The 14,213-nt window shown below is 72.3% G+C and carries 10 protein-coding genes; 1 reads left to right on the top strand and 9 read right to left on the bottom strand.

Annotated features, from left to right (window positions below; genetic code table 11):
• Positions 1–69 precede the first annotated feature (69 nt).
• The 5 genes from MOTC310_RS15880 to MOTC310_RS15900 form a co-directional block, all read right to left on the bottom strand.
• Positions 70–987, bottom strand: a complete 918-nt coding sequence (locus MOTC310_RS15880) for a LysR family transcriptional regulator (protein WP_020092569.1) — start codon at positions 985–987, stop codon at positions 70–72.
• A gap of 76 nt (positions 988–1,063) precedes the next feature.
• Complete coding sequence (locus MOTC310_RS15885) at positions 1,064–2,725, bottom strand: OFA family MFS transporter (protein ID WP_331302458.1); 1,662 nt, start codon at positions 2,723–2,725, stop codon at positions 1,064–1,066.
• 258 nt (positions 2,726–2,983) lie between these two features.
• Positions 2,984–3,670 carry a metal ABC transporter permease gene (locus MOTC310_RS15890; protein WP_331302459.1) on the bottom strand — a complete coding sequence of 229 codons (687 nt, stop codon included), beginning with the start codon at positions 3,668–3,670 and terminating at the stop codon, positions 2,984–2,986.
• Between the two features lie 164 nt (positions 3,671–3,834).
• A complete protein-coding gene (gene acnA / locus MOTC310_RS15895) occupies positions 3,835–6,534 on the bottom strand; it encodes an aconitate hydratase AcnA (RefSeq protein WP_331302460.1) in 2,700 nt (899 codons plus the stop codon).
• A 428-nt stretch (positions 6,535–6,962) separates the two neighbouring features.
• Positions 6,963–7,781 (bottom strand): tetratricopeptide repeat protein, encoded by an 819-nt coding sequence (locus MOTC310_RS15900; RefSeq protein ID WP_331302461.1) that lies wholly within the window; start codon positions 7,779–7,781, stop codon positions 6,963–6,965.
• 126 nt (positions 7,782–7,907) lie between these two features.
• On the opposite strand from MOTC310_RS15900, the gene MOTC310_RS15905 reads away from it, so the two are divergent.
• Positions 7,908–9,308, top strand: a complete 1,401-nt coding sequence (locus MOTC310_RS15905) for a leucyl aminopeptidase family protein (protein WP_331302462.1) — start codon at positions 7,908–7,910, stop codon at positions 9,306–9,308.
• On the opposite strand, the gene chrA is transcribed toward MOTC310_RS15905, so the two are convergent.
• From chrA to MOTC310_RS15925, 4 genes are all read right to left on the bottom strand, one after another.
• Positions 9,309–10,691, bottom strand: a complete 1,383-nt coding sequence (gene chrA, locus MOTC310_RS15910) for a chromate efflux transporter (protein ID WP_419539913.1) — start codon at positions 10,689–10,691, stop codon at positions 9,309–9,311. It abuts the gene before it with no gap.
• On the bottom strand, positions 10,649–11,821 hold the full coding sequence (locus tag MOTC310_RS15915) for a M20 aminoacylase family protein (protein WP_331293800.1): 1,173 nt from the start codon (positions 11,819–11,821) through the stop codon (positions 10,649–10,651). Before MOTC310_RS15915 ends, chrA begins: the two co-directional genes overlap by 43 nt.
• Positions 11,822–11,886: 65 nt before the next feature.
• Entirely contained in the window at positions 11,887–12,345 is a 459-nt protein-coding gene (gene cueR / locus MOTC310_RS15920; protein WP_331302463.1) for a Cu(I)-responsive transcriptional regulator, read from the bottom strand.
• Positions 12,342–14,123 carry a heavy metal translocating P-type ATPase gene (locus tag MOTC310_RS15925; protein ID WP_419539919.1) on the bottom strand — a complete coding sequence of 594 codons (1,782 nt, stop codon included), beginning with the start codon at positions 14,121–14,123 and terminating at the stop codon, positions 12,342–12,344. The genes cueR and MOTC310_RS15925 overlap by 4 nt, the downstream gene beginning before the upstream one ends.
• Positions 14,124–14,213: the final 90 nt, after the last annotated feature.

Genomic DNA, 14,213 nt, shown 5'->3' on the forward strand with positions numbered 1-14,213 from the left:
ACGCGCTTCGGGCGACCCGCGGCTTGCTCGCGGAACGCCGCGTTCCGGCCCGCGCCCGGAGCCGACCGCTCAGGAAGGGCCCGGCGCGGCCAGATCCGGATCGAGCGTCCGTGCCAGGGACCGCGCGATAGCCACGAGCGCCGTCACCATCGGCGTGGACGGCTCGCGCCGCGGGGCGACGAGGCCGATCGTGTGCTCCAGGTCGGGTGCGGTGATCGGGATCGTGCGCACGCCCTCCATGGGACCCAGGGCGTCGACCAGGATCTCCGGCATGATTGAGGCCCAGCGCAGGGTGCGCACGTGGGTCAGCAGCACGATCATCGAGTTCGACTCGAGGGTCGCGGCGGGATCCGCGCCCGCCTCGCGGATCTGCTGGTCGATGATCCGCCGGTTCTGCATGTTCGGCGTGAGCAGGCAGAGGGGCAGGCGGCTGGTCTCGGCCCAGGTGACGCTGGTGCGACCCTCGAAGGGCCCGCCGATCGCCGTCACGAGGCGGTAGCGCTCCCGGTAGAGCGGGACGGAGATCACCCGCCCGAGGGGCTCGTTGTCGAGGTAGGTCAGGCCCGCATCGGCCTCTAGGTTCTCGATCAGCGAGAAGATGTCGGCCGAGGTCGCCGATTCGACCGTCAGCCGCACGTCCGGGTGCCGCTCGCGGTAGGGCGTCGTGAGGTTCACGATCATCGGCAGCGCCGTCGGGATCGCGGCGATGCGGAGATGGCCGGTCAGGCCCCGGCGCAGGCCGGTGACCTCCTCGTGCATGGCCCGCGCGTCGGCCACGATGCGCCGCGCCCATTCCAGGACCCGCTCGCCCTCGGGGGTGAAGCCCTGGAAGCGGGAGCCGCGCAGCACGAGCTGCACGCCGAACCGGTTCTCCAGCTGCTTCACGCCGGCCGAGAGAGTCTGCTGAGTCACGCCGCAGGCTTCGGCGGCGTGCCCGAAATGCTGCTCGCGCGCGAGCGCGAGCAGGAAGTCCAGCTTGTCGATCACGACGAAGGCATCCCGGCACGGCGAGGCGCCGGAAACCTAGCGGCCCGCCGGGCCCGCCACAACCGAGCGTGCCCGCTCAGCGGAACAGGATGAACGCCTTCGACAGGGTGATGCCGATGCCCCAGACGATCGGGATGCCGACCACCGCCCAGGCCAGCGCGGCGCCCGCGCTGAAGCCGCCGCGGCCGATCCCGAAGGAGCCGGACGGCCCCGAGGCCGTGGCGCCGGCGCGGACGTCCAGGGAGGCCCGCTCGGAATCGGACATGAACCAGCGTTGCGCCAGGGGCCGGACGAGCAGGTTGCAGAGGAAGCCGACCGCCAGGAAGCTCGCCAGCACGTACATGGTCCGGCCGTAGAGATCGGCCCCCTGCACGCCCGCGGCGACCTGCGCCTCGCGGATCTTGGTGATGACGAAGGGCCCGACGATGCCCGCCATCGACCACGCCGTGAGCAGCCGCCCGTGGATGGCGCCCACGAACTGCGTGCCGAACACGTCGGCGAGGTAGGCCGGCACGGTCGCGAAGCCGCCGCCGTACATGGACAGGATCACGCAGAAGATCGCGACGAACAGCGCCTGCGAGCCGATGCCGGCGGCCCAGGGCGCGGCCGCGTACAGGAGGCCGCCCAGGGCGAAGAAGATCGCGTAGGTGACCTTCCGCCCGATGCGGTCCGACATCGAGGCCCAGAAGAACCGGCCCAGGATGTTGAAGAGTGAGAGCAGGCCGACGAAGCCGGCCGCGATGGCCGCGACCTGCGCCTTCTGGCCGGCGTCGAGGGCCGAGAAGCCGGTGCCGGGCAGGCCGATCAGCTCGCCGCCGAAGATCTCCTGGAGCATCGGCGAGGCCAGCGCCAGCACGCCGATGCCGGCCGACACGTTGAGGAACAGGACGAGCCAGATCATCCAGAACTGGACGGTCTTGTGGGCGTCGCGCAGGTGGACGTGCCCCGAGGCGATCATGGCGTTCTTGGCGGCCGGGCTGGTCCAGCCGTCCGGGCGCCAGCCGGCCGGGGGCACCCGGTAGCCGAACGCGCCGCCCAGCATGAACAGGATGTACCCCACGCCCATCACCGCGAGGGTCTGCCAGACGCCGGCCGAATCGGCGGTCCGGAAGCTCTTGATCAGGCTGTCGGCCAGGGGCGAGCCGATCATCGCGCCGCCGCCGAAGCCCATGATCGCCATGCCGGTCGCCATGCCGCGCCGGTCCGGGAACCACTTGATCAGGGTCGAGACCGGCGAGATGTAGCCGAGCCCGAGGCCGATGCCGCCGATCAGGCCCATGCCGAGCCAGACCAGCCAGAGCTGGTGGATGTAGACGCCGAAGGCGCCGATCAGGAAGCCGCCGCCCCAGCAGAGGGCCGCCGCGATGCCGGCCTTGCGCGGTCCGGCCCGCTCCAGCCAGCCGCCGAACAGGGCAGCCGAGAGACCGAGCACGACGATGCCGATGGAGAAGACCGTGACGAGGTCGCTGACGCGCCAGTCGCAGGTGGTGGTGAACAGGGCGGTCATCACGCCCATGTCCGGGCAGGCGGCGGGCGCCGGCTTGCCCACGGACAGCGCCCGGGTCAGCGGCAGCCAGAACACCGACAGGCCGTAGGCCATGCCGATGCAGAGATGGATCGCCAAAGCCGCCGGCGGGACCAACCATCGGTTAAAGCCCGGTCTGGCGACGATCCGCTCCCGCGACAAGAGACTCGGTGTCCCCTCAGGCGCGATCGCGCCTGCCACTCCAGCACCCATGATGGACTCCTCCGCCGCGACCTCGTTGGCCGGCCGCTCGGCGGGCGAACATGCGCGATTTGTGTGCAGGGTGCCAGCGCGCGGTACGCTGAGGCGACGATTTTAATCCCTTTCGGGGCAGCCTGTATGCGTACTCCGCGCGCGCAGACCGTTATGCGCCACCGGAGACTGAACCCGCAGCGTCATTCCGGCCCGGGGGGATCCCCGCGACGCGGAGCAGGGCACCGGTCTGTCCGGCTCCCTCCCCCGCGATCGGCCTCACATGGGCGGGGTCAGGCCATCCTTGCCGACCGCGATGAGCTTGCCGTCCGCCTTGGCGCCGTCCTTGGCAACCACGGCGAAGACTTTGGAGCCGGGCGTCAGGATCGCCTTGTCGGCCGGCTCGAAGGCGACGATCGGCGCCGAGGCCGGGACCACGATCTCCTTGGAGCCCTCCTTGCCGTAGCTCACGGTCAGGGTGCGCTCTCCGCCCGCGGTCGCCTTGTCGGTCTTCACGGTGCCGTTGGTCATCGCGCTCTTCACCTTGGGCGCGCCCGACGACTCGGCCTTCACGGTACCGTTGGTCATGGCGCTCTTCACCTTCGCGCCGGCGCCCGCTGTCTGGTCGGTGATCGCGTCCCAGCCGTAATGGCCCTCACCGGTGCCTCGCATCGATTCGGGGAAGAGCACGACCTCCAGGGCCGTCATCGGATTCTCGCCCTTGGTGGCGGTGCCGATGAAGACGCCGTCCTTGATCTGGTCGAGGCTCGACGGGACCACCCAGGCGAACTTCGCGCCGGCCACATCCACCGTCTCGGTCTTGCCGTCCTCGGTCTTGATCGTGAGCGTGCTGCCATCGGCCTTGTCGATGGTCCCGCGGACGCGCTCGACCTGCGCGGCGAGGGCCGCGCTCGACAGCAGGGCCGTCAGGCCGGCGGCGACGAGGGTCTTGCTGAGGTGCTTCATCGGGGTCCCATCCTGGCTTCAGGAGCGGGGTTATGGGGCGGCCCGTGCGCGAAACAAGGTTGCGCGCAAGCGAAATAGCCGGTCTGAGAGACAAATAAGGCGGCGCCCATGGGACGCCGCCTCGTCGATCCCGAGGGGCGGCCCAGGGGCCGCCCGATGGATGGTCACGCCGCGAGCGAGCGCAGCACGTAGGGCAGGATGCCGCCGTTGCGGAAGTATTCCAGCTCGTCGAGGGTATCGATCCGGCAGGTCAGCGGGACCTGCTTCACCGAGCCGTCGGCGGACTTGATCTCCGCGGTCAGCGTCTGGCGCGGCTTCAACTCGCCCGCCAGCCCCTTGATGGTGACGGTCTCGTCGCCCTTCAGGCCCAGCGACTGCCAGGACGTGTCGCCCTGGAAGACCAGCGGCACCACGCCCATCCCGACGAGGTTCGAGCGGTGGATGCGCTCGAAGCTCTCGGCCACCACGGCGCGGACGCCGAGCAGCTTCGTGCCCTTCGCCGCCCAGTCGCGCGACGAGCCGGTTCCGTACTCCTTGCCGGCGAAGATCACGAGCGGCGTGCCCTGTTCGGCGTACTTCATCGCCGCGTCGTAGATGAACATCTTCTCGCCCGACGGCTGGAAGTGCGTCCACCCGCCCTCGACCACGCCGCCGGAGGCGTCCTTCACCATCTGGTTCTTGATGCGGATGTTGGCGAAGGTGCCCCGCATCATCACCTCGTGGTTGCCGCGCCTTGTGCCGTACTGGTTGAAGTCCTGCACGCGCACCTGGTGCGACTGCAGGTACTCGCCGGCCGGCGAGGCCGCGCGGATGTTGCCCGCCGGCGAGATGTGGTCGGTGGTGATCGAGTCGAGGAACAGGCCGAGGATCCGTGCCTCCGCGATGTCTTCCACCGGCTTCGGGGTCTTCTCCATGCCGACGAAGTAGGGCGGGTTCTGCACGTAGGTGGAGCCCGGGTTCCACGCGAAGGTCTCGGCCTCGGTGACCTCGACGTCCTTCCAGTTCTGGTCGCCGCCGAACACGTCCGCGTAGCGGGACTTGAACAGCGCCGAGGTGATGTTCTCCTCGATGAACTGCTGGACCTCGGCCGAGGACGGCCAGATGTCCTTGAGGTAGACGGGCTTGCCGTCGGATCCCTGGCCGAGCGGCTCGGTGGTGATGTCGATCTGCATCGATCCGGCCAGCGCGTAGGCGACGACCAGCGGCGGCGACGCGAGATAGTTCGCCCGCACGTCGGGGTTCACGCGGCCCTCGAAGTTGCGGTTGCCCGAGAGCACCGCCGCGGCCACGACGTCGTTGTCGTTGATCGCCTTGGAGATCGCCTCCGGCAGCGGGCCGGAATTGCCGATGCAGGTGGTGCAGCCGAAGCCGACGAGGTTGAAGCCGAGCGCGTCCAGCGGCTCCTGCAGGCCGGACTTCTCCAGGTACTCGCCGACCACCTGCGATCCGGGCGCCAGCGAGGTCTTCACCCACGGCTTGGAGCGCAGGCCCTTGGCGACGGCGTTGCGGGCGAGGAGCCCGGCGCCGATCATCACCGAGGGGTTGGACGTGTTGGTGCAGCTCGTGATCGCGGCGATCACCACGTCGCCGTGCCCGATGTCGAAGTTCGTGCCCTCGACCGGGTAGCGGCGCGCGAGGTCGGCAGCCCTCTTGAACTCGGTCTCCATCGAGGCGGCGAAGCCCGGCTTGGCGCCGTCGAGGAGAACCCGGTCCTGCGGGCGCTTCGGGCCGGCGAGCGAGGGACGGACCTCGCCCATGTCGAGCTCCAGCGTGTCGGTGAAGACCGGGTCGGGCGTGCTGGCGTCGCGCCACATGCCCTGCGCCTTCGCGTAGGCCTCGACCAGGGCGATCCGGTCGTCGGACCGGCCGGTGACCTTCAGGAAGTCGATGGTCTTCTGGTCGACCGGGAAGAAGCCGCAGGTCGCGCCGTACTCGGGCGCCATGTTGGAGATCGTGGCCCGGTCGGCCACCGCCATGTCGTCGAGGCCGGGGCCGTAGAACTCCACGAACTTGCCGACCACGCCCTTCTTGCGCAGCATCTGGGTGACGGTGAGCACGAGGTCGGTGGCGGTGGTGCCCTCGGGCAGCTTGCCCGACAGCTTGAAGCCCACGACCTCGGGGATCAGCATCGACAGCGGCTGGCCCAGCATCGCCGCCTCGGCCTCGATGCCGCCGACGCCCCAGCCCAGGACCGCCATGCCGTTGACCATGGTGGTGTGCGAATCGGTGCCGACCAGCGAATCGGGGTAAGCCACGTCGGAGCCGTCCTCGGACTTGGTCCAGACAGTCTGCGACAGGTATTCCAGATTCACCTGGTGGCAGATGCCGGTGCCCGGCGGCACCACCGAGAAGTTGTCGAAGGCCGACTGGCCCCACTTCAGGAAGGTGTAGCGCTCGCCGTTGCGCTCGTATTCCAGGGCGACGTTGTCGGCCAGCGCCTTGGGGGTGCCGAACTCGTCGACGATCACCGAGTGGTCGATGACGAGGTCCACCGGGACGAGCGGGTTGATCTTCTGCGGGTCGCCGCCCAGCGCCACCATGGCGTCGCGCATGGCGGCGAGGTCGACCACCGCCGGGACGCCGGTGAAGTCCTGCATCAGCACGCGGGAGGGGCGGAACGCGATCTCGACCTCGGCCTTGCCCTTCTGGTCGAGCCAGCCGACGGCGGCCGCGATGTCGGCCTTCTTGACCGAGCGGTCGTCCTCGTAGCGCAGCAGATTCTCCAGGATCACCTTCATGGAGAAGGGCAGCGCGGCCGCCGAGGCGAGGCCGTTCTTCTCGGCCGCGGGAATGGAATAGTAGGTGTAGGTCTTGCCGCCGGCTTCGAGCGTCTGGCGGGCCTTGAAGCTGTCGAGTGAGGGCACGGCTGGTTCTATCCTCGCTGCGGGTTGTCGAACACGCGCAGGCAAGACCTGCGCTACGAGATCCGTGTTCGGCCTGTGTAGCGCCCGACGGGCGCGCGCCGCCCCGGGAGTGCCCGGGCAGGACGATGCGCGGGGGCGATTTGGACGCCCGTGATGCCGCGCGGCGCAGCCGCGGAGGGATATAGAACTTTTCGAATCTGGCCGCTACCGGGTCGTCATGACAGGCGCGTTTTCCTGTCGGGCCCGGCGCGCAGGGGCGCGATAGCGGTCGGTGGCCGGGTGCGGTCCACCGTTGCTCGTCGGGAAGGCGCCCCCGCGTCGGGGTGCGTCGCCGTTCCGGAGCCGCGCATCGGAGCCCGGAATCGCGGGGTGACAGGCTGTCAGGAATCGCGGCTCGGTCCGAGGCAGCGGACCGGAGCGTCTTCGGATCACCCCTGTCCCGGCGCGCCCGCGCCGGACAGCGCCTTCGCCCGATTCGGCTGCGCGGCGAGCCTGCGCAGGGAGGCGACGTTCGTGGCCGCCTCCTCGGCGCTCATGTCGCGGCGCAGGACGGCCTCGGCATCGGCGAAGCGCCCCTTGAGGCCCAGCACCATGGCGAGGTTCGCCCGCACCCGCGCGTCGGCGCCGGGCTGGTCGGCGGCGAGCCGCAGCGTCTGCTCGGCCTGGTCGAGGTTGCGCGACAGCGCGTAGGACAGGCCGAGATTGGACAGGAGCGAGGGCTCGTTCGGCCGGATCTTGAGGGCGGCCTCGTAGAAGCCCTGCGCGCGGGCCTGCTCGCCGAGCTGCGCGGAGGCCGAGCCCTGCGCCGACAGGATGCGCCAGTCGGGATTGGCGGGGGTGTGCGCGTTGGCGAGCACGTCGATCGCCTCGCGGAAGCGGCCCGCCTCGACCAGCGACTTGCCGTAGGCACCGAGCAGGGCCCGGTCGCGCGGGTTGCGCAGGGCCGCCTGCTGCAGCACCGCGGAGGCTTGGCTGATCTGATCGGTGGCTCGCAGGGCGCGGGCATAGGCCATCGCCGTGCGCCCGTCGGCGGGGTCGGCGTTGAAGCGCTCGGCCAGCCGGTCGATGTCCTGCCGCGAGGGCGCCGCAGCCGCCGCGGATGACCCGCCGAGGGGGCCGATCGAGCCGGTCGTCTCGGGAGAGCTGGTGTTGCAGCCGGCGAGGCCCAGCGCGACGGCGGCCGCGAGGGCGGCGCGGCGCCCGGCACAGGCCTGGGGCTGGGTGACCCGGAACAGGGCCGTCATCATGGTGCGCTCCGCCGGCAACTGGGCCGGACGCGATGGCACGCGCTTCACGCTCCCGGCCGGCCGGTGATAGAGCGTTAACCCTAATCACCGGTTAAGCCGCCGGTCCGGGCGGCATGCGAGAGGCACATGACCCAGGCCGAGATTCCGGCGACGACCCGCGGGCTCCTGCCCGGCGACACGCAGGCCGTACCGGTGACGCTGGTGACGACCGGCGGCTGGGCGGAGGTCGAATCCGGCCTGGAACCCGCCCAGCGGAGTTTCGCCAGGGCCGTCGGCTTCCAGCCGAAGGCGGGCAGCCTCGCGCTCCTGCCCGGCCCGGAGGGCAGCCTCGCGCGGGTCCTGTTCGGTCTCGGCGATCCGGAGGCCGCGGCCTACGACCGACTTCTCGCCGGCAAGCTGCCGGGGCTGCTGCCGGAGGGCGTCTACCGCCTGGATAATGCGCCCGAGCCCGCCGAGGCGGCGCTCTCCTGGCTGATGGGGAGCTACCGCTTCGGCCGCTACCGGTCCGGCGCCGGGATCAAGGCCCGGCTCGCGGCGCCGGCCGGCATCGACGCGGCCGAGGCGGAGCGGATCGCCGCCGCGGTGGCGATGGGCCGCGATCTCGTGAACACGCCGGCCAACGATCTCGGACCCGCCGAGATCGAGGCGGCCGCCCGGGCGCTCGGCGACCGTCACGGCGCCTCCGTCACCGTCACGCAGGGCGAGGCGCTCGCCCGGGAGTACCCGCTGATCCACGCGGTCGGCGCCGCCTCGCCCCGGGCGCCGCGACTGATCGACCTGACCTGGGGTCCGGCGGACGCGCCGCGCGTGACCCTGGTCGGCAAGGGCGTCGCCTTCGACACAGGCGGCCTCGACCTCAAGCCGTCGGCCGCGATGCTGCTGATGAAGAAGGACATGGGCGGCGCCGCCGCGGCGCTGGCCGCCGCCGACATGGTGATGGGCGCGGGCCTGCGCCTGCGCCTGCGCCTGCTGATCCCCGCGGTGGAGAACGCCGTGTCGGGCAACGCCTTCCGCCCCGGCGACGTGCTGGCGAGCCGGGCCGGGCTCAGCGTCGAGATCGGCAACACCGACGCGGAGGGCCGGCTGATCCTCGCCGACGCGCTCGCCCTCGCGGACGCCGACGCGCCCGACCTGATCCTCGACTTCTCGACGCTGACCGGCGCGGCCCGGGTGGCGCTCGGGCCGGATCTCCCGGCCTTCTTCACGGAGGACGACGCCCTGGCCGAGGCGGTGGCGCGGGCCGGCCGGACGGCGATCGACCCGGTCTGGCGCATGCCGCTGCACGCGCCCTACGCGAGCCTGCTCGACTCCAAGGTCGCCGACCTCAACAACGTCTCCGGCGGCCCGTTCGCGGGCGCGATCACCGCGGCCCTGTTCCTGCGCCGCTTTGCTCCGAACACGAGGGCGCACGGCCATTTCGACCTCTACGGCTGGAACCCCTCCACCAAGCCCGGGCGACCGGAGGGCGGCGAGGTTCAGACCGCGCGGCTGACCTACGCGCTGCTCAAGGCGCGCTACGGGGCCTGATCAGGCCCAGCCCGCCTGCCGCAGCAGGATCCCGGCCCCGGCGCACAGCGCCAGGGTCTGGAGCGTCCCGAGCCAGAACCGGAAGACCGCGAAGATCGCCGCCAGGGTCAGCAGCAGGGCGGCCGCATCGAGGCTGCCCGGCACCGGCAGGTCGAGCCTGAGTGGCCCGAGCGGCACGGTCTCGACCCGGGCGAACAGCGTCCGCAGCCCGAACCAGACCGCGAGGTTGAGGATCACCCCCGCCACCGCGGCGGTGATCGCCGAGAGCGCCCCCGCGAGCCGCCGGCTGCCGCGCAGGCGCCCGATCAGCGGAGCGCCGGCGAAGATCCACAGGAAGCAGGGCACGAAGGTGACCCAGGTCGTCAGCAGCCCGGCGAGCGTCCCGGCGAGGAGCGGCGGCAGGGCGCCGGGCGCCCGGAACCCCGCCAGGAAGCCCACGAACTGGAGCACCATGATCAGCGGGCCGGGCGTAGTCTCGGCGAGCCCGAGCCCGTCGAGCATCTCGCCGGGCTTCAGCCAGCCGAAATGCTCCACCGCCTGCTGGGCCACGTAGGCGAGCGCCGCGTAGGCGCCCCCGAAGGTCACGAGCGCCATCTTGGAGAAGAACAGCGCCACCCGCCCGAAGACCGGCGGCACGCCGGGCAGGACCAGCAGCGCCGCCACCGGCAGGAGCCAGACCGCGAGCCAGAGCGCCGCCGTCCGCAGGGAGGACGCGGCGCCGACGCGCTCCCGCGGCAGCGCCGCCTCGCCGATCAGGACGTCCGCCTCCTCCGCCGGATCCGCCGCGCGCTCCTCGGCCGGGCGCCGGCCGCGAGCGAGGCCGAGCAGGCCGGCGGCGACCACCACCAGCGGGAACGGCACGGACAGGGCGAAGAGTGCCACGAAGGCAGCGAGCGCCACGAGCCGGTCCGTCCGGTCGCGCAGGGCGCGGCCGCCGAGCCGCCAGAGGGCGTGCAGCACGATGGCGAGCACCGCCGCCTTCAGGCCGAAGAACAGCCCGGCGACCGCGTCGACATGGCCGTAGAGCACGTAGAGCCAGCTCAGGGCCATCAGGGCGAGGAGCCCCGGCAGCACGAACAGCCCCCCGGCCACGAGGCCGCCCGCCGGCCCGTGCATCAGCCAGCCGATATAGGTCGCGAGCTGCTGCGCCTCCGGCCCCGGCAGCAGGGTGCAGAATCCGAGCCCGTGCAGGAAGCGCCGCTCCGAGATCCAGCGCCGCTCCTCCACCAGGATGCGGTGCATCACGGCGATCTGCCCGGCCGGGCCGCCGAAGGACAGGGCCGCCACCCGCAGCCAGACCGGGACGGCCTCGGCGAGCGGCGGGAAAGCGGGCGGCGCGCTCAGGCTCTGCGCGGCAGACCGGTCTCGATCAGGCGCGCCCACAGGGAAGCCCCGTACGGCGCGGCCGCGTCGTTGAAATCGTAGTGCGGGTGATGGAGCGAGGCACTGTCGCCGTTGCCGATGAACATGTAGGCGCCGGGGCGGCGGCCGAGCATGTAGGAGAAGTCCTCCGCGGTCATCATCGGCGCCACCGCCCGGTCGACGTTCTCCCCACCCACCAGCGCCTCCGCGACGCCGGCCATGAAGTCGGTCTCGGCGGGATGGTTCTCGGTCACCGGATAGCTCGCCCCGTACTCGACCCGGCCCTGCGCGCCGAAGCCGCCGGCGATCTCGGCCACGAGGGCCTCGATCCGCGCCTTGATCTGGCTGCGTACGGCCTGGGACAGCGTGCGCATGGTGCCCCGCATGGTGACGGTCTGCGGCAGGACGTTGAAGGCCTCGCCGGCCTCGAGCGCGCAGACCGAGACCACGGCCGACTGCACCGGGTCGAGGTTGCGTGCCACGATGCTCTGCAGGGCGATGATCACGTGGCTCGACACGAGCACGCTGTCGACGGCGTTCTGCGGCAGGGCCGCGTGCCCGCCTCGCCCCTCGATGGTGACGGTGAAGCGGTCGGTCGAGGCCATGATCGGTCCGGGCCGGACCGCGAAGGTGCCGACCGCCATGCCGGGAATGTTGTGCATCCCGTAGACCGACTCGACCCCGAACCGCTCCATCAGGCCGTCCTCGACCATGGCCTCGCCGCCGCCCCCGCCCTCCTCGGCGGGCTGGAAGATCAGCACGGCCGCCCCGTCGAAATCGCGCGTCTCGGCGAGATACTTGGCGGCGCCGAGCAGCATGGCGGTGTGCCCGTCATGGCCGCAGGCGTGCATCTTGCCCGGCACGGTGGAGCGGTAGGGCAGGTCGCGCACCTCCTGGATCGGCAGGGCGTCCATGTCGGCGCGCAGGCCGATGGCGCGGTTGGAGGTGCGTCCCCGGCCGCGGATGACGCCGACCACCCCGGTGCGGCCGATGCCGGTCACGACCTCGTCGCAGCCGAAGGACCGCAGCGTCTCGGCGACGAAGCCGGCGGTGCGGTCGACGTCGTAGAGCAGCTCGGGATGGGCGTGCAGGTCGTGCCGCCACGCCGTCATCGTGTCGGCGAAGTGGCGGATCCGTTCGAGGACGGGCATCGGGTCGGGGCTCTCGTGGCCTTTGCGGGTGGGCCGGACCAGCAAAGCCGGGGCCAGAGCCGCCGTCAACGGCCGCGCCTGGGGAGCGGTCGGATCGCGCGCCGCCGCGTCGGGCCGTGATCCGCCGCCGCGAGATCGTCGAGGATCGGGCATTCGGGACGCTCGTCGCCGCAGCAGGCCTCGGCCAGATGCTCCAGAGTCCGGGCCATCCCCTCCATCTCGGCGATCCGGCGGCGCAGATCTGCGATCTGATCCTGCGCGATGGCCTTCACCCCGGCGCTCGGCCGGGCGCGGTCGCGCCAGAGCGCCAGCAGATCCGCGATCGCGCCCACGCTGAAGCCGAGGTCGCGGGCGCGGCGGATGAAGCGCAGCGTGTGCAGGTCCGCCTCGCCGTAGTGGCGGTAGCCCGCCTCGGAGCGGGTGGCCGGCGGCAGCAGGCCGGTCGCCTCGTACCAGCGGATCATCTTGGCCGAGACGCCGGTGCGGCGCGACGCCTCGCCGATCGTCAGCGGCGCCGCGCTCATGCCGGCCTCGCGGCGAGGAGGCGCTCGAGGTAGCGCGGCGCGCCGAGGGCCACGGCCCGGCCCGCCACCCGGCCGGCGACGCCGAAACCCGCCACCGCCTCGAAGCTGTCCGGCTCCGCGAGGGCGAGATCGCGATCGCGGGCGGCCGTCACGACGGCGCCGGCCAGCGGGTGCTCGGAGCGGCTCTCCAGCGCTGCGGCGAGGGCCAGCGCCTCGTCCTCCGCGAAGCCCACGGCCGGGACGATCTCGGTCAGCCGGGGCCGCCCCTCGGTCAGGGTGCCGGTCTTGTCGAGAGCCACGACCCGCACGTCGCGCAGGCCCTGCAGCGCCGCGCCGTCGCGGAACAGCACGCCGCGCGCCGCCGCGCGCCCGGTCCCGACCATGATGGCGGTCGGCGTCGCCAGCCCCATGGCGCAGGGGCAGGCGATGATCAGCACCGCCACGGCGTTCACCAGGGCCGGGCCCAGCGCCGGGGCCGGCGCAAGGACCAGCCAGGCCAGGAAGGTCACCGCGGCGATCCCGATCACCGCCGGCACGAACCGCCCGGTGACGCGGTCGACCAGCGCCTGGATCGGCAGCTTGCCGCCCTGGGCACGCTCCACCATGGCGGCGATCTGCGCCACCACGGTGGCGCCGCCGACCGCTTCGACCCGCAGGTCGAGGCTGCCGCGTCCGTTGAGGGTCCCGCCGACCACCGCGTCGCCCGGCCCCTTGCGCACCGGGGCCGGCTCGCCCGTCACCATGCTCTCGTCGATATGGCTGGTGCCGGAGATCACGGCGCCGTCGGCCGCCACCCGCTCGCCCGGACGCACGCGGACGACGTCGCCGAGACGCAGGGCGTCGAGCGGCACCTCGGTCTCCGCGCCGTCGCGCACGACCCGGGCGGTCTTCGGCGCCAGATCCATCAGCCGGGCGATCGCCTGGCCCGTGCGTCCCTTGGCGCGGGCCTCCAGGGTCCGGCCGAGGAGGATCAGCGTGACGATCAGGACGCTCGCCTCGAAATAGAGATGTGCCGCCCCCGCCGGCAGGAGGTCGGGCGCCAGGGTCGAGACCAGCGAGTACAGGTAGGCGGCCCCGGCCCCGAGGGCGACCAGGGCGTTCATGTCGGGATGGCCGCGCAGCAGGCCCGGAACGCCGCGCAGGAAGAAGCGCCGCCCCGGGCCGGCGAGAACCAGCGTGGCCAGCACGGCCTGGACCAGGGCCGTCACCGGGCCCCCGTGAAGGGCGGGGAGGAGGTGGCCGCCCATGTCGAGGACGACCACGGGCGCGGACAGCAGGGCGGCGACGATCAGGTCGCGGCGCAGGGCGCGGGCCTCCTCGGCCTGGCGGGCCGACGGGTCGACCGGATGGCCGGCCTCGACCGGACGGGCCTCGTAGCCGGCCGCCTCCACGGCCGCCACCAGCGCGTCCATCGGCACCGTGCCCTCGGGATGGCGGATCGCGGCCCGGCCCGCCGCGAGGTTGACGCTGGCCCCGGTCACTCCCGGCACGGCGGCCAGCGCGCGCTCGACGCGGGCCACGCAGCTCGCGCACGACATGCCCTCCAGGGCGAGGAGGCTCTGCGTCTCGGGGACGGGGTAGCCGGCCTCCGCCAGCGCCGCCGCGACGTCGCCCGGGCTCGTGCCCGCGTCGAGGACGAGGCTGGCGCGGTTGGTGGCGAGGTTCACCGCCACGTTCCGGGCACCGGGCAGCGCCGCGAGGGCGCGCTCGACGCGGCCGACGCAGGAGGCGCAGGACATGCCCGCGACGGGGAGGCTCAGGGCGACGGATTTCGACATGGCGGTGATCCGGTTCGAAGCATCCATGCCCGCTCAGATGGGGCTTCCCATGATGGGAAGGTCAAGGGCTTGGGCATCAGGCCGGACGGA

Origin of the sequence: Methylobacterium oryzae, assembly GCF_036441375.1 — a bacterium.
Lineage (GTDB): Bacteria > Pseudomonadota > Alphaproteobacteria > Rhizobiales > Beijerinckiaceae > Methylobacterium > Methylobacterium oryzae_A.

Coding starts and splice junctions, on each gene's coding strand:
- MOTC310_RS15885 (WP_331302458.1), bottom strand. CDS start 2,725: ATGGGTGCTGGAGTGGCAGGCGCGATCGCGCCTGAGGGGACACCGAGT.
- MOTC310_RS15890 (WP_331302459.1), bottom strand. CDS start 3,670: ATGAAGCACCTCAGCAAGACCCTCGTCGCCGCCGGCCTGACGGCCCTG.
- MOTC310_RS15900 (WP_331302461.1), bottom strand. CDS start 7,781: ATGATGACGGCCCTGTTCCGGGTCACCCAGCCCCAGGCCTGTGCCGGG.
- MOTC310_RS15905 (WP_331302462.1), top strand. CDS start 7,908: ATGACCCAGGCCGAGATTCCGGCGACGACCCGCGGGCTCCTGCCCGGC.
- MOTC310_RS15915 (WP_331293800.1), bottom strand. CDS start 11,821: ATGCCCGTCCTCGAACGGATCCGCCACTTCGCCGACACGATGACGGCG.
- cueR (WP_331302463.1), bottom strand. CDS start 12,345: ATGAGCGCGGCGCCGCTGACGATCGGCGAGGCGTCGCGCCGCACCGGC.
- MOTC310_RS15925 (WP_419539919.1), bottom strand. CDS start 14,123: ATGTCGAAATCCGTCGCCCTGAGCCTCCCCGTCGCGGGCATGTCCTGC.